This window comes from Bacteroides sp. AF34-31BH (genome assembly GCF_003602795.1).
Lineage (GTDB): Bacteria > Bacteroidota > Bacteroidia > Bacteroidales > Bacteroidaceae > Bacteroides > Bacteroides uniformis.
In genome coordinates, this window is the sequence record NZ_QTLV01000016.1 from 1 (window position 1) to 26,173 (window position 26,173).

22 protein-coding genes and 4 tRNA genes are annotated in these 26,173 nt (G+C 46.8%); 21 read left to right on the forward strand and 5 right to left on the reverse strand.

What is annotated here, in order from left to right; all coding sequences use genetic code 11:
• Nucleotides 1-343 precede the first annotated feature (343 nt).
• The 3 genes from DWZ67_RS18255 to DWZ67_RS18265 form a co-directional block, all read right to left on the reverse strand.
• Nucleotides 344-1,297 (reverse strand): tyrosine-type recombinase/integrase, encoded by a 954-nt coding sequence (locus tag DWZ67_RS18255; RefSeq protein WP_057087507.1) that lies wholly within the window; start codon nt 1,295-1,297, stop codon nt 344-346.
• 133 nt (nt 1,298-1,430) lie between these two features.
• Complete coding sequence (locus DWZ67_RS18260) at nt 1,431-2,204, reverse strand: hypothetical protein (RefSeq protein WP_057087509.1); 774 nt, start codon at nt 2,202-2,204, stop codon at nt 1,431-1,433.
• Nucleotides 2,205-2,209: 5 nt separating this feature from the next.
• Nucleotides 2,210-4,270 carry an HD family phosphohydrolase gene (locus DWZ67_RS18265; RefSeq protein ID WP_009037308.1) on the reverse strand — a complete coding sequence of 687 codons (2,061 nt, stop codon included), beginning with the start codon at nt 4,268-4,270 and terminating at the stop codon, nt 2,210-2,212.
• Between the two features lie 97 nt (nt 4,271-4,367).
• On the opposite strand from DWZ67_RS18265, the gene gltX reads away from it, so the two are divergent.
• Both gltX and DWZ67_RS18275 read left to right on the forward strand, forming a co-directional pair.
• Nucleotides 4,368-5,894 (forward strand): glutamate--tRNA ligase, encoded by a 1,527-nt coding sequence (gene gltX, locus DWZ67_RS18270; protein ID WP_044468515.1) that lies wholly within the window; start codon nt 4,368-4,370, stop codon nt 5,892-5,894.
• Nucleotides 5,895-5,925: 31 nt separating this feature from the next.
• The gene (locus DWZ67_RS18275; RefSeq protein ID WP_120139478.1) at nt 5,926-7,146 is read left to right on the forward strand and encodes a 3-deoxy-D-manno-octulosonic acid transferase; all 1,221 of its coding nucleotides are present in this window, start codon (nt 5,926-5,928) and stop codon (nt 7,144-7,146) included.
• A 92-nt stretch (nt 7,147-7,238) separates the two neighbouring features.
• Here DWZ67_RS18275 and DWZ67_RS18280 read toward each other — a convergent pair whose 3' ends face one another.
• Complete coding sequence (locus DWZ67_RS18280; protein WP_009037306.1) at nt 7,239-7,751, reverse strand: gamma carbonic anhydrase family protein; 513 nt, start codon at nt 7,749-7,751, stop codon at nt 7,239-7,241.
• A 4-nt stretch (nt 7,752-7,755) separates the two neighbouring features.
• Nucleotides 7,756-9,549 (reverse strand): aminopeptidase P family protein, encoded by a 1,794-nt coding sequence (locus DWZ67_RS18285; RefSeq protein ID WP_120139479.1) that lies wholly within the window; start codon nt 9,547-9,549, stop codon nt 7,756-7,758.
• Between the two features lie 279 nt (nt 9,550-9,828).
• Between DWZ67_RS18285 and rpsU the strand changes: the two genes are divergently transcribed.
• From rpsU to rpsG, 19 genes are all read left to right on the forward strand, one after another.
• On the forward strand, nt 9,829-10,020 hold the full coding sequence (rpsU, locus tag DWZ67_RS18290) for a 30S ribosomal protein S21 (RefSeq protein WP_005825735.1): 192 nt from the start codon (nt 9,829-9,831) through the stop codon (nt 10,018-10,020).
• Between the two features lie 73 nt (nt 10,021-10,093).
• Nucleotides 10,094-10,978: a tyrosine recombinase XerC gene (locus DWZ67_RS18295; protein WP_016271996.1), complete on the forward strand. Its 885-nt coding sequence runs from the start codon at nt 10,094-10,096 to the stop codon at nt 10,976-10,978.
• Between the two features lie 18 nt (nt 10,979-10,996).
• The gene (gene hpf / locus DWZ67_RS18300; protein ID WP_005825731.1) at nt 10,997-11,296 is read left to right on the forward strand and encodes a ribosome hibernation-promoting factor, HPF/YfiA family; all 300 of its coding nucleotides are present in this window, start codon (nt 10,997-10,999) and stop codon (nt 11,294-11,296) included.
• A gap of 93 nt (nt 11,297-11,389) precedes the next feature.
• Nucleotides 11,390-11,463: transfer RNA gene (locus DWZ67_RS18305), tRNA-Thr, on the forward strand.
• 124 nt (nt 11,464-11,587) lie between these two features.
• Nucleotides 11,588-11,670, forward strand: a tRNA-Tyr gene (locus DWZ67_RS18310).
• A gap of 17 nt (nt 11,671-11,687) precedes the next feature.
• Nucleotides 11,688-11,759, forward strand: a tRNA-Thr gene (locus DWZ67_RS18315).
• A 50-nt stretch (nt 11,760-11,809) separates the two neighbouring features.
• Entirely contained in the window at nt 11,810-12,994 is a 1,185-nt protein-coding gene (gene tuf, locus DWZ67_RS18320) for an elongation factor Tu (protein WP_005825727.1), read from the forward strand.
• Between the two features lie 56 nt (nt 12,995-13,050).
• Nucleotides 13,051-13,123: transfer RNA gene (locus DWZ67_RS18325), tRNA-Trp, on the forward strand.
• 14 nt (nt 13,124-13,137) lie between these two features.
• A complete protein-coding gene (secE, locus tag DWZ67_RS20680) occupies nt 13,138-13,326 on the forward strand; it encodes a preprotein translocase subunit SecE (protein ID WP_005825726.1) in 189 nt (62 codons plus the stop codon).
• A gap of 12 nt (nt 13,327-13,338) precedes the next feature.
• Nucleotides 13,339-13,881 (forward strand): transcription termination/antitermination protein NusG, encoded by a 543-nt coding sequence (nusG, locus tag DWZ67_RS18335; RefSeq protein ID WP_005825724.1) that lies wholly within the window; start codon nt 13,339-13,341, stop codon nt 13,879-13,881.
• Nucleotides 13,882-13,940: 59 nt separating this feature from the next.
• Nucleotides 13,941-14,384 carry a 50S ribosomal protein L11 gene (rplK, locus tag DWZ67_RS18340; protein ID WP_005825722.1) on the forward strand — a complete coding sequence of 148 codons (444 nt, stop codon included), beginning with the start codon at nt 13,941-13,943 and terminating at the stop codon, nt 14,382-14,384.
• A 15-nt stretch (nt 14,385-14,399) separates the two neighbouring features.
• Nucleotides 14,400-15,098 carry a 50S ribosomal protein L1 gene (gene rplA, locus DWZ67_RS18345; protein WP_005825721.1) on the forward strand — a complete coding sequence of 233 codons (699 nt, stop codon included), beginning with the start codon at nt 14,400-14,402 and terminating at the stop codon, nt 15,096-15,098.
• A gap of 15 nt (nt 15,099-15,113) precedes the next feature.
• Nucleotides 15,114-15,635 carry a 50S ribosomal protein L10 gene (rplJ, locus tag DWZ67_RS18350; protein WP_005825719.1) on the forward strand — a complete coding sequence of 174 codons (522 nt, stop codon included), beginning with the start codon at nt 15,114-15,116 and terminating at the stop codon, nt 15,633-15,635.
• Nucleotides 15,636-15,696: 61 nt separating this feature from the next.
• A complete protein-coding gene (gene rplL / locus DWZ67_RS18355) occupies nt 15,697-16,074 on the forward strand; it encodes a 50S ribosomal protein L7/L12 (RefSeq protein WP_004291279.1) in 378 nt (125 codons plus the stop codon).
• Nucleotides 16,075-16,179: 105 nt separating this feature from the next.
• The gene (rpoB, locus tag DWZ67_RS18360) at nt 16,180-19,992 is read left to right on the forward strand and encodes a DNA-directed RNA polymerase subunit beta (RefSeq protein ID WP_005825717.1); all 3,813 of its coding nucleotides are present in this window, start codon (nt 16,180-16,182) and stop codon (nt 19,990-19,992) included.
• A gap of 108 nt (nt 19,993-20,100) precedes the next feature.
• On the forward strand, nt 20,101-24,396 hold the full coding sequence (gene rpoC / locus DWZ67_RS18365) for a DNA-directed RNA polymerase subunit beta' (protein ID WP_008661873.1): 4,296 nt from the start codon (nt 20,101-20,103) through the stop codon (nt 24,394-24,396).
• A 268-nt stretch (nt 24,397-24,664) separates the two neighbouring features.
• Complete coding sequence (locus DWZ67_RS18370) at nt 24,665-24,976, forward strand: DUF3467 domain-containing protein (RefSeq protein WP_005825714.1); 312 nt, start codon at nt 24,665-24,667, stop codon at nt 24,974-24,976.
• Between the two features lie 117 nt (nt 24,977-25,093).
• A complete protein-coding gene (rpsL, locus tag DWZ67_RS18375; RefSeq protein ID WP_005825712.1) occupies nt 25,094-25,495 on the forward strand; it encodes a 30S ribosomal protein S12 in 402 nt (133 codons plus the stop codon).
• A 155-nt stretch (nt 25,496-25,650) separates the two neighbouring features.
• Entirely contained in the window at nt 25,651-26,127 is a 477-nt protein-coding gene (rpsG, locus tag DWZ67_RS18380) for a 30S ribosomal protein S7 (protein WP_005825710.1), read from the forward strand.
• The last annotated feature ends 46 nt before the right edge of the window (nt 26,128-26,173 follow it).

Genomic DNA, 26,173 nt, shown 5'->3' on the forward strand with positions numbered 1-26,173 from the left:
TATTCCGTTACTTCGCAGGTAATGAAATCTTGTTAATTTCGTTAATAATCAGGAGATAAGGAGAAAATAGACCGGTTTTGTTTGGAATAGTAAAAATCAGTCCGTTGGGATATTGGAAAGATGATATATAGTCTTAATCTCCAACATCATAGAAAAGCTGCAATAGAAATTATGAAGTGAAAAAGTCTCTAATTTTCAATATAAGATTCTATCTTTCAGTTTATTGCTTACGTTGGGAAACTTTTTGTAAAGCTAATATCAACCCGCTCCTCAAAACTTTGTTTGAAGACTATAAAAAAGAAACAACAAGTTTGCTCTACTTCCTCAAAAGAAGTAATCTCTTTTATACTGGATATCCTTCGTTTTTTACAAAAGAAATTACCCTTTGATTGGCTTCGTCAATCTTTCTGTTGCTGAAAGGCTTCAGATAGGTTTCTGTCACTGTGATGGAAGAGTGCCCCATGGCTTCCGATATGATTCCTGGATGTATCTCGCAGTGGTAAGCTATGGTCGCCCAAGTATGGCGTGCCGCATAACTACTGAGTGCAGACTGCATTCCTAAGCATTGTCTGAGTACTGCCAAACGTTGGTTGAATGCCCTGAGTGCCGACTGGTATTCTCGGTATGCCGCTTCTGTGCCTTCCTCACTTTGTAATATGGGGAATAAATAAGGAGAGTCCTTGTCTTTGTTTGCTATCATTCTCACCATTTGCATAGCCTCCGGCGTCAGTGAGACGGTCAGTGCCCGTCCCGTCTTCCTGCGCCTATAAGACAAGGTGTTTCCTTGTAAGTCCCTTTTGTGCAAATAGGCCAGGTCCACAAAAGGAATCCCTCTTAGCATAAACATCAATACAAAGAAAATTCTTGTTTTCTGTCGGGTGTTGGGAGAATTACCGGTCTGCAGGCTCATCTCTGTCTCCCGTACCAAGCAGCCTATGTCGGAAGCTTCGAGCGCCTTTTTCCTATCCGCCCGTGTGCCGGTATACACATGCTCAAACAGCCTGGGTACATATCGCACCAGCTTTCTGTCCACCGCCCGGTTGTAAACCGAACGTATCGCTTTGACATAGGTGGATACGGTGTTCCAGCTGCAATTCCTCTGCCTAAGGAAGTTTTCGAATCTCTTCAGTACGGTCGGGCTCAGCTTGCGCATGGGCATCGGTTGCCATTTGGTGAATGCCGAGAATACATTCACCGCTGACTGGTAGATGTGTGCCGTTCCCCACCTGCCGCTTTCCCGGAGTTCTCCGATGACTGAGGAGAACATCTCTTGTAAGGTAATTTCATTTCTGCTCATTTCCAAATTATTTATAAAAAGGTTTATCCTGCAATTATAAATAAATTGAGAGCAAGTGCAAAGGCATCATTCTGAAATCTGCGAAATGGGAATAATGCCGTATCCGGCAGCTTATTTGTTGGCTAACGTCTGTTTAGTGGCTGATATACCTATCTTGGAAGAACCGTTTGTTATCATTCAGGCTGCAAGTGGCGTCTACCCCGGCTTGTTGCAGGCGTTCGGCAATCTCATTCAGCTTCTTCCTCGAAACCCTTCCGATATAAAACAGACGATAGCGGTAATCGTTGTCCAACAATTCCATGACGTGCGTGAAATTCTGTTCGCGGGCAAAGTCGAAGTTTACTTTTCTTAGGTTCTGGTACGGATAGCGGATAGTCCTGCCTACGCTGTGTATGATGAGGCCGTTATTGTCCAACGTCAGGTAGCAGAAGCGGGTCATCAGCATGCTGATGAAAAAAAGACTTAATGCAAACGAAATGATAGCCGGGATGAAGCCCCACCATACGTTGCCACTGATGGAATAATATCCCAATATAAGGAATATCAGGAATAAGACAAAGAACCAGAACATATAGAGTGACGGACGCTGGTATGTTTCTGTGGGAACCTCTGCGACTGTCCGTTCCCTCGGTGCGTGGTTGTCGAAGGGGATTTCTTGGGAGACCAGGTAGCGGATGACCGAGGAAGGGTGACGGAAAGGAGGCAGATAGATTACTTTTTCTTTCCCTTCCTTTAGATGTAAAGTCAGTATGCCCGGACCATATTTGTCTTTCGCAGCCAAGTTGCTTTTGCGGGGAACCTGGTGGTAACGCTTCATGAAACTGAAACTCTTGATTTGGTGCAGTCCGATGTGCTGGCTTTGCAGCAGTTGTTCGGCTCTTTTCTGTTCTTTACTGGTCACTTCCATAGTTCTTATTTTTTAAGTTCGGGATAACTGATGCGGGTATGGTATATAGTCTTCAGCTTCTCCTTGAATACGTTCTTCACGGTGGCAATATCCTTGAAGGTGATGGGGCATTCCTTGAAATAGCCTTCTGCCACTTGCGAATCGATAATCTTGTCTACCAGGTTGCTGATGCTCTCTTCCGTATATTCGGGCAGACTGCGTGAAGCGGCTTCCACCGAATCGGCCATCATCAGGATAGCCTGCTCTTTGGTGAACGGGTTGGGACCGGGGTAGGTGAATGCCTCCTCGTTAGGGTCTTCACCGGGGTGCTCGTTTTTCCAGGAGATATAGAAATACTTCGTTTTCCCACGGCCATGGTGAGTGGTGATGAAATCCTTGATTACTTTGGGGAGATTGTTCTTCTCGGCCAGCTTCAGCCCGTCCGTCACATGGCTGATGACGACTTGGGCACTTTGCTCATAGCCCAGATTCTTGTGCGGATTGACTCCACCCGACTGGTTCTCGGTGAAGAACACCGGATTCTCCATCTTGCCGATGTCATGATACAGTGCTCCGGTACGTACCAGCTGGCTTTTGGCTCCGATACGGTTGGCTGCTTCCGCCGCAAGGTTGGCAACCTGCATGGAATGCTGGAAGGTGCCGGGAACTGTCTCGGACATGCGGCGCAGCAGGCTGTTGTTGATGTTGGACAATTCGACCAGGGTGACATTGGAGGTAAAGCCAAACGTCTTTTCCACCAGGAAGAGCAGGGGATAGGTGAACAGCAGCAACACTCCGTTGATGACGAAATAGGTGTACATGCTTCCGTTGATTTTTGTCAAGTCGTTTTCTGTAATCAGCTCGAAAGCAAAGTAGACGGCAGCGTAGGTCAATATGACGAGGAAGGCTGTCCGGAACAGTTGCGACCGTTGTGAAAGTTCCCTCAGACTGAAGATGGCAACCAGCCCCGCCGAGAGTTGCAGAAGAATGAATTCATGCGGATAGCGCAGGCAGATGGAGCATATCAGTATGGTGGTGACTTGTGCGATGAAGGCCGTGCGTGAGTCGAGGAACACCCGGATGATGACCGGCAGCATGGCATACGGGATGATATAGACATTGAATATGTTGTTGGCAACCATGATGGCCGTCACCACGCAATAGAACATGATGAGGGCGAAGAGCAGGGAGAGGCTGCCCTTGCGCTTGTAGTAATCTTTACGGAACAAGTCGAGGTAGAGCATGAAACACAGCATGAAGATACTGACAAACAATACCTGCCCCGCCAGCATCAACCGTTTTTGCCCGATGGACTCACTGCGTTTGATGGATTCTTTCCGTAGACTCTCAAGGATGTTGTATGTCTCCTGGCTGACAATCTCGCCGCGGTCGATGATTTTCTGTCCGCTCAGTACGATGCCGTTGGCCCATGAATAGTTGTCGAGCATCTCCTTCTTAGCGGTTTCGGTCCGCTGCTCGTCATAGGTCAGATTAGGGAACAGATATTCGTTCAGCGAGCATTGCCGTAGAATGTCCGGGCGGTAGTGGGCGGTATCGGCCGTGAGTATATAGTTATAGGCATCCTTCACCGAATATACCTTGTTGATGTCCTGCTGGTTGGCCAGTTTGTCGTTAATGACCATGATGGCGGTTGTGCTGTCCTTATGCAGTTGGTTCAGCTCTTCGGTAGAAACGATGCCGGCGCGATATACTTCAGAGAGTTTTCTTTCCAGAAAGCGGACGTAGTCGGTGGAGGGAAGCAGGCCGCGCAGGTGGGTCTGATAGTCTGCCTTCAACTTGGCGAGCACACTTTTCTCAATGCTTTTGTCCAGCTGGAAATACGGCTGGAAGGCGGCGAGGATACTGTCTTGCTCGCGTTTCACCACTTCATCGGCCTTATAGATGGGGAAGTCGAAGGTGGCCATGAGCTGTCCGTACTTCCAGGGCTTGTCAATGTCGAACTGGTAGTTGAATTTACCGTCACGTGGCAGAAAATAGACAATAATCCCCACAGTGCCGATGAATATCAGTGCTCTGTATAGCAAATCTCTGAGCGAGAACTCTTTTTTGGTATTGAAATAACTCATATCGGCTGAAATTTTTGCGAAAAGTACAAAAAAAAACATTAGTGTGGAAAAAAAGGTTTAATTTTGCCGTCTAAAATATTCATAAGTAAGGTAGATTATGACAGAAAGAAAGGTCAGAGTCCGTTTTGCCCCGAGTCCTACGGGGGCGTTGCACATCGGCGGTGTGCGTACAGCTTTATACAATTATCTCTTTGCGCGTCAGCATGGAGGAGATTTGATATTTCGTATTGAAGATACTGATTCCAACCGGTTTGTGCCGGGTGCGGAAGAATATATCCTGGAATCTTTCAAGTGGTTGGGCATTCCGTTTGACGAGGGCGTGAGTTTCGGTGGAAATCATGGACCGTACCGTCAGTCGGAACGCCGGGAAATATACAAGAAGTATGTTCAGATTCTGCTGGAGGCCGGAAAAGCCTACATCGCTTTCGATACTCCTGAGGAGCTGGAAGCAAAGCGTGCGGAGATTGCGAATTTCCAGTACGATGCTTCTACCCGCATGCAGATGCGCAATTCACTGACCCTTCCCAAAGAAGAGGTGGACGCGCTGATTGCTGCCGGTAAGCAGTACGTGGTGCGTTTCAAGATAGAGCCGAACGAAGATGTGCATGTGAACGACCTGATTCGTGGGGAAGTAGTGATAAACTCTTCCATTCTTGATGACAAGGTTCTTTATAAATCGGCAGATGAACTTCCTACTTACCATCTGGCCAATATTGTGGACGACCATTTGATGGAAGTGTCCCATGTGATACGCGGTGAGGAATGGTTGCCTTCCGCACCGTTGCATGTATTGCTCTACCGTGCCTTTGGGTGGGAGGATACCATGCCTGCCTTTGCGCATTTGCCCTTGTTGCTGAAGCCCGAGGGTAACGGCAAATTGAGTAAGCGTGACGGCGACCGTCTGGGCTTCCCGGTTTTCCCGTTGGAGTGGCATGACCCCAAGTCGGGAGATGTCTCTTCAGGCTACCGCGAATCAGGCTATCTGCCCGAAGCGGTCATTAATTTCCTGGCTCTGCTGGGCTGGAATCCGGGCAATGACCAAGAACTGATGTCTATGGATGAATTGGTGAAATTGTTTGATTTGAGCCATTGCAGCAAGTCGGGTGCCAAATTCGACTATAAGAAAGGTATCTGGTTCAACCATGAGTACATCATGATGAAACCGGATGCGGAGATAGCTTGTCTTTTCAGACCGGTGCTGGAGTCCAACGGCATAGACGCCTCCAACTATAGCGACGAGTTCCTTACGAAAGTGGTTTCACTGGTGAAGGGACGCGTCAACTTCGTAAAGGAACTGTGGGACCAGACCCGTTTTTTCTTCGTAGCCCCCACGGAATATGCGGCAAAGGATGTGAAGAAGCGTTGGTCGGAAGATACTCCCCGCATCATGACCGAATTGATGGATGTGTTGCGCGGCATCGGGGATTTCTCCTCCAAGCCTTCCGAAGATATTGTGATTGGTTGGATTACTGAGCGTGGCTATCACATGGGAAATGTGATGAATGCCTTCCGCTTGTCAGTGGTGGGCGAGTGTAAAGGCCCGCACATGTTCGACATTACCGAGCTGATTGGCAAGGAAGAGACGTTGGCCCGTATACAGCGTGCTGTTGATGCTTTAAAGTGAATAAATCTTCTTCATCCTTAATCCATATAGTATGCTATATGACTTGGCAATAGCCATCTACGATATTCTGGTGCATTTGGCTGCTCCATTTAGCCGTAAGCCCCGAAAAATGATGAAGGGACACTGGGTGGTCTATGAACTTCTCCGGCAGCAGTTGGAGAAGGACGTGCGCTATATATGGTTCCATGCCGCTTCTTTGGGGGAGTTCGAGCAGGGACGGCCGTTGATTGAGAAAATTCGTGCCAAATATCCGGATTACGGTATTCTGCTGACTTTCTTCTCGCCGTCGGGCTATGAGGTCCGCAAGAATTATAGGGGGGCAGACGTTGTCTGTTACTTGCCTTTCGACAAGTCCCGCAATGTGAAGAAGTTCCTGGATATCGTGAATCCCTGCATGGCATTCTTTATCAAGTACGAGTTCTGGAAGAACTATCTGGACGAACTGCACAAGCGCCGTATTCCGGTGTACAGCATTTCCTCCATTTTCCGCCGCGGACAAGTATTCTTCAAGTGGTATGGCGGTACGTACAGACATGTGCTGCGTGACTTCGACCACTTGTTTGTGCAGAATGAACGCTCTAAACGCTATCTGGCGAAGATAGGCATCAGCCGTGTCACGGTGGTGGGGGATACCCGTTTTGACCGTGTGCTGCAGATTCGTGAGGAGGCCAAACATCTGCCTTTGGTGGAACTTTTCAAGAACAACACGATGACTTTCGTGGCAGGAAGCTCCTGGCAGCCGGACGAGGATTTGTTTATTGAATACTTCAACCAGCATCCGGAGGTGAAGTTGATTATCGCTCCGCACGTTATCGACGAGAACCATCTGGTAGAGATTATCCGTAAACTGAAACGCCCCTACGTGCGCTATACCCGTGCCGACGAGAAGAATGTCCGTAAGGCCGACTGCCTGATTATCGACTGCTTCGGGTTGCTCTCTTCCATCTACCGCTATGGCGAGATTGCCTATATCGGAGGTGGTTTCGGGGTGGGAATCCACAATACCCTTGAGGCTGCAGTTTATGGCATTCCGGTGATTTTCGGACCGAAGTATCAGAAATTCCAGGAGGCCATCCAGTTGCTGGAGGCAAAAGGCGCTTTCTCGGTGAAGGATTATGAGGAACTGAAAACTTTGCTCGACCGTATGCTGACAGATGAAGTCTTTTTGCGCGAATCAGGCATGAATGCAAGCAATTATGTGACCGGCAACGCCGGTGCAACGGATAAGATAATGAGTATGATAAACTTTTAGAAAAGTAAAGAGTGATAAAAGCGATAGGGCGGTAAAGGTGATGGAATGGCATCCCTTTATCGCCCTGCCTTTTTGGGGCGCCTTGTCTCCCTTTATTTGTACCAGTCGGAATACATCAGATAGTTGTGTGCAATCTTCTGGTTCAGCTCCTTGGCCTGCTCCGGATCTACTTTCTTGATGAACTTGGCGGGGACTCCTCCCCAGATGCTTCCCGGCTCGATGACCGTATTGCTCAATACCAGGGAACCAGCGGCGACAATAGCCCCTTCGCCCACTACTGCGTGGTCAAGGATGGTGGAACCCATCCCTACCAAAGCATAGTCCTTGATAGTGGCTCCGTGGATGGTCACGTTGTGCCCCACGGATACGTGGTCTCCTATCTCTATGGTCGATTTCTCGTACAAGGTGTGGAGCACGCTTCCATCCTGGATGTTTACTCCGTTCCCTATGCGGATTGAGTTTACGTCACCCCGCAGCACGGTGCTGAACCAGATGCTGCAATCCCGTCCCATCTTGACGTCGCCAATGACAACCGCATTGTCCGCCAAAAAACAATTCTCCCCGATTTCGGGAGTGAATCCTCTTACTGATTTTATTAATGCCATTTTTTTAGTGATTAGTGGTTAGGTTACTGCATGCTTCCTTCAGCCATTCCCGTTCTCCTTCGTTCAGGCTTGGCGAAAGTGTCTCGTATACATGCTGGTGATAGTTGTCCAGCCATGCCGTTTCCTCTGCCGTCAGCATCTCTTTGATGATACCTTTCTTGCAGATGGGGCAGAGGGTAATGGTTTCGAACTTCAGGTAATTTCCGAACATGCCTTCACCGTCCTTCACGGTCAGCACCAGGTTTTCCGTGCGTATTCCATGGCTTCCGGCTTTATAAACGCCCGGTTCGTTGGAAGTGACCATTCCCGGCCGTAGGGTTACCGGATTCTCATTCATGCGGATGCTTTGCGGACCTTCGTGCACATTGAGGAAATGGCCTACGCCGTGCCCGGTACCATGCAGGAAGTTCATGTGGTGTTGCCATATCGGCATGCGGGCCAGTACATCCAGTTGCGCTCCTCGCGTACCTTCCGGGAAGACAGCCATGGCGAGGTCGATATGTCCTTTCAGTATCAGGGTGTAGTCCGTCTTTTCTTCTTCGGTCAGTTTCCCCAGTGCGATGGTGCGGGTGATGTCGGTAGTGCCGTCCAAGTATTGCGCACCCGAGTCCAGCAGCAGGAATCCCTCGGGTTTCAGTGGCACGTCCGTTGCCGGAGTGGCTTCGTAGTGTACGATGGCTCCATGTTCCTTGTACCCGGCAATGGTGTCGAAGCTTTCTCCCATGTAGAGTGGCTGTGCGGCACGGAATTCGTGCAGTTTCTTGTCTACGCTGATTTCTGTCTCGTTGCCTGCGGGAACGGCCTCCTCCAGCCATTTCAGGAACTTCACCAGTGCCACTCCGTCGCGTTGCATGGCTGCGTGGATGCCGGCTATTTCCCGGTCATTGCGGACCGCTTTCAGCAAGGCTATCGGTGAGCGCTCGTCAAGTACCCGGCAGGAAGGGGGGAGGGCGGAATAAACGGCATAATTCGTCTTTCCCATGTCGAGCATGATGCTGCCGTCCGGTATTCTTGTCACAAAGGATTCGGTGTCCCCATAAGCATGGATGGTGACGCCGGCTTCTTCCAGATAGGCTGAAAGCTCTTCCGTTACTTTCTCGGGCTGGATGAAAAAGTGTGTTTCTTGTTCGTTGATTATCAGGTAGCTTACTACTACGGGGTTGCAATGCACATCGTTGCCGCGTATATTGAGTGTCCATGCTATCTCGTCCAATGCCGACACCAATAATACGTCCGCTTCACTCTTCTTCATCTCCCGGCGGATAGCAGCCAGTTTGTCCGGACAGCTTTTCCCGGCGTATTTCATCTCGTGGATAAAGGCGGGTGCTTCGGGCATGGGAGGGCGGTCTGTCCATATCTCATTCATCGGGTCGGCAATGCTCTTTACGGTGATGCCGTTTTTTGCCAGATCCTCTTGCAGGGCTATGGCTTGTGTGGTGGAAAATACCTTTCCGTCTATACCTACAACTGAATTCGCTGTAAGGTTCTCCCGCAGGAAATCGAGGATGCTGGGCGTTTCGGGCAGCATTTCCTTGTATAAGTCGATGCCGCTGCCTTCCAGCTGCTGCTCGGCTTGGAGAAAATAGCGGGAATCTGTCCACAGTCCCGCCTTGTCGGTGGTAATCACCGCCGTGCCTGCCGAACCGGTGAAGCCTGATATCCATTCTCTTGATTTCCAGTACGGTGCTACGTACTCGCTTAGGTGCGGGTCGGTACTGGGGATAATGAAAGCGTCTATGCCTTCTCTTTTTAACAATGCCCGTAGAGCATCTATACGTTGATTGATTGTCTGAGCCATATTTTTATAAATGTAATTAAGTAGGCGTGTAAATGAGTTTATAATCTCTTCATTCTCTGCTTTCAAAGTTACACATTCTCTTTTAAAAATTTGCTATGCTTCACGGATTTTAGCGGATTGGCTCAATAAAAACATCTTTCCCTTTGCTCATTCGTTTGATAATTAGGAATCATGGGTAATTTTTTTGCAGAAAGTTTTGTGAATAAAGAAAGTATGTGTAATTTTGCCGCTCAATTTAATCGTGAGATTTTTAAACCATTAACATTTAATTAAAAGAAAATGATTGTAGTACCTGTAAAAGAAGGCGAAAACATTGAAAAAGCGCTGAAGAAATTCAAAAGAAAGTTTGAAAAAACTGGCACAGTTAAGGAATTGAGACGCAGACAACAGTTTGATAAACCGTCTGTGACTAAAAGACTTAAGAAAGAACGTGCTGTTTACGTTCAACAACTTCAGCAAGTAGAAGATTAATAATTCGTAAATTCCTTTGAATTATTGAATTCTTTTTCATACATTCGTTGCATGATTTTAGATATGTAGCGATATGTTGTTGACAGATTCTTTTCTTGACTATCTTCTGCACGAGCGGAACTATTCCAAAGGTACGGTTGAGTATTATCGGGCAGATATTCTTGAACTGCAGAGGTTTGGAGAAGAAATGTTGGGAGACTTGACTCCATCGGATGTAGATGCGGAACTTGTTCGTGAATGGATTGCTTCCTTGATGGACAAAGGACTTGCTTCTAATACGATAAACCGAAAGCTGAGTTCTATCCGGACATACTATAAATTCCTTTTGAGGAGAGGCGAGGTCGCGGTAGATCCGTTGCGGAAAGTGACGGGGCCCAAGAAGAAAAAGCCGCTTCCGGTATTTCTGAGAGAGGGTGAGATGAATAGGTTACTGGATGATATGGACTTTGGTGAAGGTTTTGAAGGGTGTCGCGACCATATGATTATTGAAATGTTTTATGCTACCGGCATGCGACTTTCAGAATTGATAGGGTTGGATGATAAGGATGTCGATTTTTCGGCTTCTCTCGTTAAAGTGACGGGAAAACGGAATAAACAACGTCTTATACCTTTCGATGAGGAGCTGGGACGCTCGATGCGAGAATATGTCAATGTGCGGAATGAAGCTGTCCCGGTTCGCTCGGATGCTTTTTTTGTCCGGAAGAATGGAAAGAGGCTTTACCGCAGTATCGTAGCATGCCTTGTGAAACGAAACCTTTCGAAGGTAGTGACTGTAAAAAAAAGAAGTCCCCACGTGCTGAGGCACACCTTTGCAACGGCTATGCTGAACAATGGTGCTGATTTAGGCTCGATAAAAGAACTCCTCGGACACGAGAGTCTGGCGACAACGGAAGTTTATACGCATACTACTTTTGAAGAGCTTAAAAAAGTGTATAATCAGGCTCATCCCCGAGCCTAAAGTAAAAAGGAGGTAAGTATGGAAGTAAGAATTCAATCGATTCACTTTGATGCGTCAGAGCAATTGCAGTCTTTCGTTCAAAAGAAAGTTGCTAAGTTGGAGAAATTTTACGACGATATAAAGAAAGTAGAGGTGTCATTAAAGGTAGTAAAACCAGAAACAGCCGAAAATAAAGAAGCCGGAGTGAAAGTATTGGTTCCCAATGGCGAGTTTTATGCAAACAAGGTTTGTGATACGTTTGAAGAAGCAGTGGATTTATGCCTGGAAGCTTTGGAAAAACAGCTGGTTAAGTACAAGGAAAAGCAACGGAGCAAATAATTTTCCGCTAAAATTTTGCGGGTAAAAAATAAATGCCTAAATTTGCAGCCGTTTCGCTCACACTATGAACGTTACGGTTGCATTTTTTAGCTTGCCTCTTTAGCTCAGTTGGCCAGAGCACGTGATTTGTAATCTCGGGGTCGTTGGTTCGAATCCGACAAGAGGCTCGCTCAAGGATGAGTGGAATGAGTCTTTCTTCACGAGGTGGAGATGATATGAGAACGGAAATCGTCCGGGTAAAGTTCACTCTGCGATGATTTAGTAAGGAAAAGAGTTCTTTTTATAATGTAGGGGCAAATACCAGAGTGGCCAAATGGGGCAGACTGTAAATCTGCTGGCTTACGCCTTCGGTGGTTCGAATCCATCTTTGCCCACAACTCTTATTCTCCTTGCTGTTATAGCTCAGCGGTAGAGCACTTCCTTGGTAAGGAAGAGGTCCCGGGTTCAAGTCCCGGTAACAGCTCACAAAGATGTAAAAGCTGATTATTAATCAAATAAATAACAAGTAAAGCTATGGCTAAAGAGAAATTCGAACGTACCAAACCGCATGTAAACATTGGTACAATTGGTCACGTTGACCACGGTAAAACCACGTTGACAGCTGCTATCACTACAGTGTTGGCAAAGAAAGGTCTTTCTGAATTGCGTTCTTTCGATTCTATCGATAACGCTCCTGAAGAAAAGGAAAGAGGTATCACTATCAACACTTCTCACGTAGAGTATGAAACAGCTAACCGTCACTACGCTCACGTAGACTGCCCGGGTCACGCCGACTACGTAAAGAACATGGTAACTGGTGCTGCTCAGATGGACGGTGCTATCATCGTAGTTGCTGCTACTGATGGTCCGATGCCTCAGACTCGTGAGCATATCTTGCTGGCTCGTCAGGTAAACGTACCGAGACTGGTTGTATTCATGAACAAGTGTGACATGGTAGACGACGCTGAAATGTTGGAACTCGTTGAAATGGAAATGCGTGAACTGCTTTCAGCCTACGAATTCGACGGCGACAACACTCCGTTCATCCAGGGTTCTGCTCTTGGTGCGTTGAATGGCGTTGAAAAGTGGGAAGAGAAGGTTATGGAGCTGATGGATGCTTGCGACACTTGGATTCCTCTGCCTCCGCGTGATATTGACAAACCGTTCTTGATGCCGGTTGAAGACGTATTCTCAATCACTGGTCGTGGTACTGTAGCTACTGGTCGTATCGAAGCTGGTGTTATCCATGTAGGTGACGAAGTTGAAATCCTCGGTTTGGGTGAAGACAAGAAGTCTGTTGTAACTGGTGTTGAAATGTTCCGCAAGTTGCTGGATCAAGGTGAAGCTGGTGACAACGTAGGTCTGTTGCTCCGTGGTATCGACAAGAACGAAATCAAACGTGGTATGGTTCTTTGTAAGCCCGGTCAGATTAAACCTCACTCTAAGTTCAAAGCTTCTATCTACGTTTTGAAGAAAGAAGAAGGTGGTCGTCACACTCCGTTCCACAACAAATACCGTCCTCAGTTCTATCTGCGTACTATGGACTGTACAGGTGAAATCACTCTTCCGGAAGGAACTGAAATGGTAATGCCTGGTGATAACGTAGAAATCACTGTAGAACTGATCTACCCGGTAGCATTGAACGTAGGTTTGCGTTTCGCTATCCGTGAAGGTGGTCGTACAGTAGGTTCTGGTCAGATTACTGAAATTCTTGACTAATAACCAATATAATCTTAATCAGTTCCCGGTATACATCGGGAACTGATTATGTACAAACGGGAGTAGCTCAGTTGGTAGAGCACCGGTCTCCAAAACCGGGTGTCGGGAGTTCGAGCCTCTCCTCCCGTGCTAATATTTTTGAAATGAAGAAGATTGTAGCTTATTTTAAAGAAACTTACGACGAACTTGTTCATAAAGTGTCGTGGCCTACGTATTCTGAACTTACTAACAGTGCAGTAGTTGTTTTATATGCTTCCCTACTAATTGCAGTGGTAGTATTTGCGATGGACTTCTGTTTCCAGCATCTGATGGAATTTGTTTATCCACATTAAAAGTAAGGAGAAATGTCTGAGATTGAAAAGAAATGGTACGTTTTGCGTGCTATTAGCGGAAAAGAAGCTAAGGTAAAGGAATACCTTGAAGCTGATATTAAAAACAGCGACCTTGGTGATTACGTATCTCAGGTATTGATTCCTACCGAAAAGGTATATCAGGTTCGCAATGGTAAGAAAATTGTGAAAGAGAGAAGTTATCTCCCTGGTTACGTTTTGGTGGAGGCTGCTCTGGTGGGTGAGGTTGCTCATCATCTGAGAAATACTCCTAATGTGATAGGGTTCTTGGGTGGTTCGGAAAAACCCGTACCTCTGAGACAGTCGGAAGTGAATCGTATACTTGGTACGGTCGACGAATTGCAGGAATCAGGTGAAGACTTGAGTATCCCGTATGTAGTCGGCGAGACTGTAAAGGTGAATTACGGTCCGTTCAGTGGATTCAGTGGAATCATTGAAGAAGTGAACACCGAGAAGAAGAAACTGAAGGTCATGGTCAAGATATTCGGACGGAAGACTCCGCTCGAATTGGGCTTTATGCAAGTTGAAAAAGAATAGTGCAGGTGTTACGCTGTAGTATTCTTCATTAATGTTTATATATATAAATCAATTAGAAAATGGCTAAAGAAGTTGCTGGACTAATCAAATTACAGATTAAAGGAGGCGCGGCAAATCCATCACCCCCAGTAGGACCTGCATTGGGTTCCAAGGGTATCAATATCATGGAGTTTTGCAAGCAATTCAACGCCAGAACCCAAGACAAAGCAGGAAAGATTCTTCCTGTGATTATCACTTACTACGCAGACAAGTCTTTCGATTTTGTAATCAAGACTCCTCCCGTGGCTATCCAGTTGTTGGAAGTGACGAAGCAAAAGAGTGGTTCTGCTGAGCCTAACCGTAAGAAAGTTGCCGAGATTACTTGGGAACAGGTTCGTACGATTGCTCAGGACAAAATGGTTGACTTGAACTGTTTCACTGTAGAAGCTGCCATGAAAATGGTTGCCGGTACAGCTAGAAGTATGGGTATCGCTGTAAAAGGGGAGTTCCCGGTTAATAATTAATAAACTTCAATTAGAATGGGTAAACTGACAAAAAATCAAAAGTTGGCTGCAGAAAAAATTGAAGCAGGGAAAGCATACTCTCTCAAGGAAGCTGCTCAGTTGGTAAAGGAAATCACTTATACCAAGTTTGACGCTTCTCTGGATATCGACGTACGTTTGGGCGTTGACCCGCGTAAGGCCAACCAGATGGTGAGAGGTGTTGTATCACTTCCTCACGGTACTGGTAAGGTTGTACGCGTTTTGGTGCTTTGTACACCAGATGCTGAAGCTGCTGCAAAAGAAGCCGGAGCTGACTATGTTGGTCTTGACGAATATATTGAAAAGATCAAAGGTGGATGGACTGATATTGATGTGATTATCACTATGCCGTCCATCATGGGTAAGATTGGTGCACTCGGTCGTGTGCTCGGTCCTCGTGGATTGATGCCTAACCCCAAGAGTGGCACTGTAACTATGGATGTTGCTAAAGCTGTAAGAGAAGTAAAACAAGGCAAAATCGACTTTAAGGTTGACAAGAGCGGTATTGTTCATACTTCTATCGGTAAAGTTTCATTTAGCGCTGAGCAAATTCGCGACAATGCGAAAGAATTCATCTCTACTTTGAATAAATTGAAACCGACTGCAGCCAAGGGTACATATATTAAGAGTATTTATCTTTCTAGCACGATGAGTGCGGGCATCAAGATTGACCCGAAAACAGTAGAAGAAATCTAATAAAACGGAGTAATAATGAGAAAGGAAGATAAAAGTACGATTATTGAGCAGATTGCTGCTACAGTGAAGGAATACGGTCACTTCTATTTGGTGGATACCACTGCCATGAATGCTGCTACAACCAGCATGTTGAGAAGAGAATGTTTCAAGGCTGACATCAAATTGATGGTAGTTAAGAATACATTGCTTCACAAGGCATTGGAGAGCCTGGAAGAAGACTTTTCTCCGCTTTATGGTTCTCTGAAAGGTACAACTGCCGTAATGTTCAGCAACGTTGCTAACGCTCCGGCCAAGTTGATTAAAGATAAGGCTAAGAACGGTATTCCCGGACTGAAGGCTGCATATGCAGAAGAAAGCTTCTATGTTGGTGCTGACCAGTTGGATGCTCTCGTAAGTATCAAGAGTAAGAATGAAGTTATTGCCGATATCGTTGCATTGCTGCAGTCACCGGCCAAGAATGTTATTTCTGCTCTGCAATCAGGTGGTAACACCCTCCACGGAGTTCTCAAGACTCTTGGTGAACGTCCCGAAGCGTAAATTTCGGAAAAAGAATTATATCAATTTATTTAGTATTTAAACAATTAAAAATCATACAAAAATGGCAGATTTGAAAGCTTTTGCAGAACAATTAGTTAACTTGACAGTAAAAGAAGTTAATGAACTTGCAACAATCCTGAAAGAAGAATATGGTATTGAACCTGCTGCTGCAGCTGTAGCTGTTGCTGCTGGTCCTGCAGCCGGTGGTGCTGCTGCCGCAGAAGAAAAGACTTCTTTCGACGTAGTATTGAAGAGCGCTGGCTCAGCTAAACTTCAGGTAGTTAAAGCCGTTAAGGAAGCTTGCGGTCTTGGCTTGAAGGAAGCTAAGGACATGGTAGACGGTGCTCCTAGCGTAGTAAAAGAAGGTTTGGCTAAGGACGAAGCAGAATCATTGAAGAAAACATTGGAAGAAGCTGGAGCTGAAGTTGAACTTAAATAACATTAGCCTGTAAATCAGGTAATTCGGTTAGGAACCCTTCGTGAAAAGGGTTCTTAACCTTTTTGTGTATATATTTAAAATTAAGTTCTACAAATCCATTAACAGATGTCTTCAAATACTGTAAATCAAAGAGTTAATTTTGCTTCGACTAAGAATCCGCTTGAATATCCGGATTTTCTGGAAGTACAATTGAAGTCATTCAAAGACTTTCTACAACTGGACACCCCACCCGAGAAACGTAAGAACGAGGGACTGTATAAAGTATTTGCTGAAAACTTCCCCATTGCCGATACAAGAAATAATTTTGTTCTTGAGTTTTTGGACTACTATATTGATCCGCCGCGCTATACCATTGATGAATGTATAGAGCGAGGGCTTACATATAGCGTGCCTTTGAAGGCAAAATTGAAATTATATTGTACCGACCCCGACCACGAAGATTTTGACACGGTCATCCAGGACGTGTTTCTTGGTCCCATTCCTTACATGACGGATAAGGCAACATTCGTCATCAACGGTGCGGAACGTGTGGTTGTATCCCAGCTTCACCGTTCACCGGGCGTATTCTTCGGACAGAGCGTACATGCCAACGGTACCAAGTTGTACTCAGCCCGTATCATCCCGTTCAAGGGCTCGTGGATTGAGTTTGCCACCGACATCAACAATGTCATGTATGCGTACATTGACCGTAAGAAGAAATTGCCGGTTACTACCCTGCTGAGAGCTATTGGCTTTGAGAATGACAAGGACATTCTCGAGATTTTTAATTTGGCGGAAGACGTGAAGGTGAACAAGACGAACCTCAAGAAGATGGTGGGACGTAAGTTGGCCGCACGTGTGTTGAAAACATGGATTGAGGATTTTGTAGACGAAGATACCGGTGAAGTTGTTTCCATCGAGCGTAACGAAGTCGTTATCGACCGTGAAACCGTAATCGAGCCGGAACATGTTGACATTATATTAGAGTCGGGCGTTCAGAATATCCTCGTACACAAGGAAGAACCGAACCAGTCCGACTACTCTATCATATATAATACGCTGCAGAAGGACCCGAGTAACTCGGAAAAAGAAGCTGTACTTTACATCTATCGCCAGTTGCGTAATGCAGACCCTGCCGATGATGCCAGTGCACGCGAGGTTATCAATAACCTGTTCTTCTCAGAGAAGAGATATGACCTGGGTGATGTAGGCCGTTATCGTATCAACAGAAAGTTGAACTTGACGACCGATATGGACGTGCGTGTCCTTACCAAGGAAGATATTATCGAAATTATCAAATATCTCATCGAGTTGATTAACTCGAAAGCGGATGTGGACGATATCGACCACTTGAGCAACCGTCGTGTGCGTACAGTGGGCGAACAGTTGTCCAATCAGTTTGCCATCGGTCTGGCACGTATGTCGCGTACTATCCGCGAGCGTATGAACGTCCGTGACAATGAAGTCTTTACTCCGATTGACCTGATTAACGCCAAGACAATCTCTTCCGTTATCAATTCATTCTTTGGAACGAATGCTTTGTCACAGTTCATGGACCAGACCAACCCGCTGGCCGAGATTACTCACAAGCGCCGTATGTCTGCCCTGGGTCCCGGCGGTCTGTCACGCGAGCGTGCAGGCTTCGAGGTTCGTGACGTACACTATACTCACTACGGACGTCTTTGTCCTATCGAGACTCCTGAAGGTCCGAACATCGGTTTGATTTCTTCACTCTGTGTGTTCGCGAAAATCAACGAGCTTGGCTTCATTGAAACTCCGTACCGCAAGGTGGCAGAGGGTAAGGTTGATCTTTCTGACGAAGGTTTGGTTTACCTCACCGCAGAAGAAGAGGAAGCCAAGATTATTGCTCAGGGTAATGCTCCTTTGAACGATGACGGTACTTTTGTACGTGATAAAGTAAAATCCCGTCAGGATGCCGACTATCCGGTGGTTCCTCCTTCCGAGGTGGAATTGATGGACGTATCTCCCCAGCAGATTGCTTCTATTGCGGCTTCTTTGATTCCGTTCTTGGAGCATGATGACGCCAACCGTGCATTGATGGGATCAAACATGATGCGCCAGGCTGTTCCTTTATTGAAGAGCGAAGCTCCGATTGTAGGTACCGGTATCGAACGCCAGCTGGCACGCGATTCTCGTACGCAGATTACTGCCGAGGGTGACGGTGTGGTTGAATTCGTGGATGCAACGACTATCCGTATTCTGTACGACCGTACGGAGGAGGAAGAGTTCGTAAGCTTCGAGCCTGCATTGAAAGAATATAATATCCCGAAGTGGCGCCGTACCAACCAGAATATGACGATTGACCTCCGTCCGATTTGCGAGAAGGGTCAGCGCGTGACTGCAGGTCAAATCCTGACGGAAGGTTATTCAACCGAAGACGGAGAACTTGCACTGGGTAAGAACCTGCTGGTTGCTTACATGCCGTGGAAGGGCTATAACTATGAGGATGCTATCGTACTGAATGAACGTGTGGTTCGTGAGGACCTTTTGACCTCTGTACACGTAGAAGAATATTCTTTGGAAGTTCGCGAAACGAAGCGTGGTATGGAAGAGTTGACCTCTGACATTCCTAACGTAAGTGAGGAAGCGACTAAAGACCTTGACGAAAACGGTATTGTTCGTGTGGGTGCCCGCATCGAACCGGGTGATATCCTTATCGGTAAGATTACTCCGAAGGGTGAATCGGATCCTTCTCCGGAAGAGAAACTGCTCCGTGCCATCTTCGGTGACAAGGCCGGTGATGTGAAGGATGCTTCTTTGAAAGCCTCTCCTTCTTTGAAGGGTGTTGTTATCGGTAAGCGTCTGTTCTCCCGTGTTGTCAAGACCCGCAGCTCCAAGCTGGCCGACAAGGCTCTGTTACCGAAGATTGACGATGAGTTCGACGCTAAGATTGGTGACCTCAAGAAAGTGTTGATAAACAAGCTGTTGAAGCTTACAGAAAATTATACATCGGAAGGTGTGAAGGATTACATGGGTGCCGACATTATTTCCAAAGGCGCCAGATTCTCTGCTTCCGACTTCAGCGATTTGGACTTCACCGCTGTTCAGTTGAGCAACTGGACGAAGGATGAACATACCAACGGACTGATTCGTGCATTGGTGATGAACTTCATCAAGAAGTACAAGGAACTCGATGCCGAGCTGAAACGCAAGAAGTTCGCCATCACTATCGGTGACGAGTTGCCCGCAGGTATCATTCAGATGGCCAAGGTATACATTGCCAAGAAACGTAAGATTGGTGTCGGTGACAAGATGGCCGGTCGTCACGGTAACAAGGGTATTGTTTCCCGTGTGGTACGCCAGGAAGACATGCCGTTCCTTGCTGACGGTACTCCGGTAGACATCGTGCTGAATCCGTTGGGTGTGCCTTCACGTATGAACATCGGTCAGATATTCGAGGCCGTTCTCGGGCGTGCCGGAAAAAACCTGGGCGTGAAGTTTGCCACTCCTATCTTTGACGGTGCATCTTTGGACGATTTGAACGAATGGACCGATAAGGCCGGCTTGCCTCGCTACGGCAAGACAACGCTGTATGATGGTGGTACCGGTGAAGCATTCGAGCAGCAGGCTACGGTAGGTGTGACTTACATGCTGAAGCTCGGTCACATGGTTGAAGACAAGATGCACGCACGTTCCATCGGTCCGTACTCACTCATTACGCAACAGCCGTTGGGTGGTAAGGCACAGTTCGGTGGTCAGCGTTTTGGAGAAATGGAAGTTTGGGCACTCGAAGCGTTCGGTGCCGCACACATTCTGCAGGAAATCCTGACTATCAAGTCTGATGACGTTGTAGGACGTTCCAAGGCTTATGAAGCAATCGTGAAGGGTGAACCGATGCCTGCTCCGGGTATCCCCGAGTCACTGAACGTATTGCTGCACGAGTTGAGAGGTTTGGGCTTGAGCATCAACTTAGAATAATGGATAATTGATAATTGAGAGTGGATAATGCAAGTTACCATTCTCAATTATCGGTTTTCAGTTTTTCAATTTCAATTTTCCATTGTCAATTATCAATTAAATAAATTTATGGCTTTTAGAAAAGATAACAAGATAAAGAGTAATTTCTCGAAAATCTCTATCGGTTTGGCTTCTCCTGAGGAAATCCTTGAGAATTCGAGTGGTGAAGTTTTAAAGCCTGAAACCATCAACTATCGTACGTATAAGCCCGAACGCGACGGATTGTTCTGCGAGCGCATCTTTGGTCCTATCAAGGATTACGAGTGCCATTGCGGTAAGTACAAGCGTATCCGTTACAAAGGCATCGTCTGCGACCGTTGTGGTGTGGAAGTGACTGAAAAGAAAGTGCGCCGTGAGCGTATGGGACACATCCAGCTCGTTGTGCCCGTGGCTCACATCTGGTACTTCCGTTCACTTCCCAACAAAATCGGTTACTTGTTGGGCTTGCCCACCAAGAAGCTGGATGCCATTATCTATTACGAGCGTTATGTTGTCATTCAGCCGGGTGTACTGTCCGATGAAGTGGCACAGTATGACTTGCTTGAAGAAGGAGAATACCTGGACTTGCTGGAAAAGTTGCCGAAAGACAACCAGTTCCTCGAAGATTCAGATCCCAATAAGTTCATTGCCAAGATGGGCGCGGAAGCTATCTACGATTTGCTGTCACGCCTCGACCTTGACTCTTTGTCTTACGAACTGCGTAACCGTGCCGGAAGCGATGCTTCACAGCAACGCAAGACCGAAGCTCTGAAACGTCTTCAGGTAGTTGAGTCGTTCCGTGCATCACGCGGACGCAACAAGCCCGAGTGGATGATTGTACGCATTGTACCGGTTATTCCGCCCGAACTTCGTCCGTTGGTCCCATTGGATGGCGGCCGTTTCGCAACTTCTGACTTGAATGACCTTTACCGTCGTGTCATCATCCGTAACAACCGTCTGAAGAGATTGATTGAAATCAAGGCTCCTGAAGTGATTTTGCGTAATGAAAAACGTATGTTGCAGGAAGCTGTCGACTCTCTGTTTGATAACTCCCGTAAATCGAGTGCAGTGAAGACCGACGCTAACCGTCCGTTGAAGTCACTTTCCGACAGTTTGAAGGGTAAGCAAGGACGTTTCCGTCAGAACTTGTTGGGTAAGCGTGTCGACTATTCCGCACGTTCTGTAATAGTTGTAGGTCCGGAGCTGAAGATGGGCGAATGCGGTATCCCTAAACTGATGGCAGCCGAGCTTTACAAGCCGTTCATCATTCGTAAGCTCATTGAGCGTGGTATCGTGAAGACGGTAAAGAGCGCCAAGAAGATTGTAGACCGCAAGGAACCCGTTATCTGGGATATTTTGGAACACGTGATGAAGGGGCATCCGGTGCTGTTGAACCGTGCCCCGACACTTCACCGTCTGGGTATCCAGGCATTCCAGCCTAAAATGATTGAAGGTAAGGCAATCCAGCTGCACCCGTTGGCATGTACGGCGTTCAATGCCGACTTCGACGGTGACCAGATGGCCGTGCACTTGCCGTTGAGCAACGAAGCGATTCTGGAAGCACAGATGCTAATGCTCCAGTCACACAATATATTGAACCCTGCCAACGGTGCTCCTATCACTGTGCCTGCTCAGGATATGGTACTTGGTCTGTACTATATTACGAAGCTGCGCAAGGGTGCCAAGGGTGAAGGCCTGACATTCTACGGTCCTGAGGAAGCGCTGATTGCCTACAATGAAGGTAAGTGCGACATCCATGCTCCGGTAAGCGTAATAGTGAAAGACGTTGACGAGAATGGTAACATTGTGGACAAGATGATGCACGATACCTCCGTGGGCCGTGTCATTGTCAACGAAATTGTTCCGGCAGAAGCAGGATATATCAATACGATTATCTCCAAGAAGTCACTCCGAGACATCATCAGTCACGTAATCAAGGTGTGCGGTGTTGCCAAGGCAGCCGACTTCCTCGACGGAATCAAGAACCTCGGTTATTACATGGCCTTCAAGGGTGGTTTGTCGTTCAACTTGGGCGATATCATTATCCCGGAAGAGAAGGAAGCATTAGTACAGAAAGGTTATGATGAAGTAGAGCAGGTAATCAATAACTATAACATGGGTTTCATCACGAACAACGAGCGTTACAACCAGGTAATCGATATCTGGACGCACGTGAACTCTGAGTTGTCCAACATCCTGATGAAAACCATTTCAAGCGACGACCAGGGTTTCAACTCTGTATACATGATGCTGGATTCCGGTGCCCGTGGTTCTAAGGAACAGATTCGTCAGCTCTCCGGTATGCGTGGTTTGATGGCGAAGCCCCAGAAAGCAGGTGCCGAAGGCGGTCAGATTATCGAAAACCCGATTCTTTCTAACTTTAAGGAAGGTCTGTCCGTGTTGGAGTACTTTATCTCTACCCACGGTGCCCGTAAGGGTCTTGCCGATACCGCTTTGAAGACGGCCGATGCCGGATACCTGACCCGTCGTCTGGTTGACGTATCGCATGATGTGATTATTAATGAAGAAGACTGCGGCACGCTCCGCGGATTGGTTTGTACGGCACTGAAGAACAATGATGAAACCATTGCCACTCTGTATGAACGTATCCTGGGTCGTGTATCCGTACATGATATTGTTCATCCTACAACCGGCGAACTGATTGTGGCCGGCGGTGAGGAAATTACCGAGGACATTGCACAACGCATTGAAGACTCTCCAATCGAGAGCGTTGAAATCCGTTCTGTATTGACCTGCGAATCCAAGAAAGGTGTTTGTGCCAAGTGTTACGGACGTAACCTGGCTTCCAGCCGTATGGTTCAGAAGGGCGAGGCAGTCGGCGTAATCGCTGCACAGTCTATCGGTGAGCCGGGTACACAGTTGACACTGCGTACATTCCATGCCGGTGGTACGGCAGCCAATATTGCTGCCAACGCAAGCATCGTGGCCAAGAATCCTGCCCGTCTGGAATTCGAAGAACTCCGTACGGTAGACGTTATCGACGAAGCAGGCGAACCGGCAAAGGTAGTGGTAGGCCGTTTGGCCGAAGTGCGTTTCGTGGATGTCAACACGGGTATTGTGCTTTCCACTCATAATGTACCCTACGGTTCTACGCTCTATGCAGCCGATGGTGAAATGGTAGAGAAAGGCAAGATGATTGCCCGTTGGGACCCGTTCAACGCGGTTATCATTACCGAAGCTACCGGTAAGATTGAATTTGAAGGTGTTATTGAAAACGTGACTTATAAGGTAGAGTCTGATGAATCTACCGGTTTGCGCGAAATCATCATCATTGAGTCTAAGGATAAGACGAAGGTGCCTACCGCACACATCATGACAGAAGACGGCGAACTGATCCGTACATACAACTTGCCAGTAGGTGGCCACGTAGTGGTTGAAGACGGTCAGAAGGTAAAGGCCGGTGAAGTTATCGTGAAGATTCCGCGTGCCGTAGGTAAAGCGGGTGATATCACGGGTGGTCTTCCCCGTGTCACTGAGTTGTTCGAGGCACGTAACCCGTCTAATCCCGCTGTGGTTTCAGAAATCGACGGTGAGGTTACCATGGGTAAGGTGAAACGCGGTAATCGCGAAATCATCGTTACTTCCAAGACCGGTGAAGTGAAGAAGTACCTCGTACCGTTGTCCAAGCAGATTCTGGTTCAGGAGAACGACTATGTACGCGCCGGTACTCCGTTGTCTGACGGTGCTATCACACCTGCGGACATCCTGGCTATCAAAGGTCCTACGGCCGTGCAGGAATATATTGTGAACGAGGTTCAGGACGTTTACCGTCTGCAGGGTGTGAAGATTAATGATAAGCACTTTGAAATCATCGTTCGTCAGATGATGCGCAAGGTGGAAATCGACGAGCCAGGTGATACCCGCTTCCTGGAACAGCAAGTTGTTGACAAGATGGAATTCATGGAAGAGAATGACCGTATCTGGGGAAAGAAGGTGGTAGTGGATGCTGGAGATTCCCAGAGTCTGCAGGCTGGCCAGATTGTGACGGCCCGCAAGCTGCGTGACGAGAACTCCATGTTGAAACGCCGCGACTTGAAACCCGTGGAAGTGCGCGACGCTGTACCTGCGACTTCTACTCAGATTCTTCAAGGTATCACCCGTGCTGCATTGCAGACTTCAAGCTTCATGTCGGCTGCTTCCTTCCAGGAAACGACGAAGGTACTGAACGAGGCTGCCATCAACGGAAAGGTGGACCGTCTGGAAGGTATGAAGGAGAACGTAATTTGCGGTCACCTGATTCCTGCCGGTACCGGACAACGCGAGTTCGAGAAGATTATCGTTGGCTCCAAAGAAGAGTACGACCGTATGCTTGCCAACAAGAAGACGGTACTTGATTATGCTGTAGACGAGAAAGTAGAGGGATAGCCTTACAACGTCAATATAATTCTATAAAATAGAGAGGGAATATCCTATAAGAAGGAGTATTCCCTCTCTGTTTTATCTTTGCCTCTTCCTTCTGTACTGCAATGCTTCTGTATGTTTGTTACAGTGCTACTGCAAAACGGTTGCAGTGGCTTGCTCCTTTTTCAGAACGGATTATTATGTGTCTTTTTGAACTTAAATGTATATCATCCGAAAAAAAAGAGTACTTTTGGTCTATCTTTTAAGAACATTTTAAAAACAATTGTGCAACATGGAAAATCAAGAAAACAACAACGGTCAACTCCAGATAGAATTGAAGGAAGAAGTGGCGCAAGGTACATATGCCAATTTGGCTATTATAACTCATTCCAGTTCGGAATTTATTCTCGACTTTATCCGCGTGATGCCTGGAATGCCAAAGGCTGGCGTGCAATCGCGCATAGTTTTGGCACCCGAACATGCCAAGCGTTTGCTGCGTGCACTCGAAGAGAATATTGGGAAATATGAACGCGCTTTCGGACTGATTCGCATGCCGGACGAACAAACATTTCCGCCTCTTCCCAACATCAAGGGTGAAGCGTAAAATCAAAAAAAAACTTGTAGTGCATTGATTATTCAAAACTTATTAGTATCTTTGCAGCCCAAAAGTGTATAGTTTTGAATTAATATAAACAATAATATATAACTAAAAACAATTAAAATGCCTACAATTCAGCAATTAGTAAGAAAAGGACGCGAAGTGCTGGTGGAGAAATCAAAGTCTCCAGCCTTGGACTCTTGTCCTCAAAGACGTGGCGTTTGCGTGAGAGTGTATACAACCACTCCGAAGAAGCCGAATTCAGCTATGCGTAAAGTAGCTCGTGTACGTTTGACCAATGGTAAAGAGGTGAACTCTTATATTCCGGGAGAAGGCCACAACTTGCAGGAACACTCTATCGTGTTGGTACGTGGTGGTCGTGTAAAAGACCTTCCGGGTGTGCGTTATCACATCGTACGTGGTACTTTGGATACTGCAGGTGTTGCAGGTCGTACACAAAGACGTTCCAAATACGGCGCAAAACGTCCGAAACCGGGTCAAGCAGCTCCTGCTAAGAAGAAATAATCTGGTGGCCTGATTCCCAAAATAGGAAAATTTAAAGTAATAACTTACGTTTTAGTTTGTTGGAAATGCTAAAGGTTGAGTAAATTCTCCGGAGGGAGAGTTGAAGAAGACAGAAGTAAACAACCAAGAACGAAAAACATTATTCTTTCAGACAAATGAGAAAAGCAAAACCAAAAAAACGCGTTATCCTTCCGGATCCCGTGTTCAATGATGTAAAAGTTTCCAAGTTCGTGAATCACTTGATGTACGATGGAAAGAAGAATACTTCTTATGAAATCTTCTATGCTGCGTTGGAAACAGTGAAGAACAAAATGCAGAACGAAGAGAAATCCGCTCTTGAAATCTGGAAAAAAGCTCTGGATAATGTGACTCCTCAAGTGGAAGTTAAGTCTCGCCGTGTGGGTGGTGCTACTTTCCAGGTTCCTACAGAAATCCGTGCTGACCGTAAGGAATCAATTTCCATGAAGAACTTGATTATCTTTGCACGTAAGCGTGGCGGTAAATCAATGGCTGATAAGCTGGCTGCCGAAATCATGGATGCTTTCAATGAACAGGGCGGTGCTTACAAACGTAAAGAAGATATGCATAGAATGGCAGAAGCTAACCGTGCATTTGCTCATTTCAGATTCTAATACTATAAGAGACTAACCAATTAGAAGATTAAAAAACTTAAAGTAA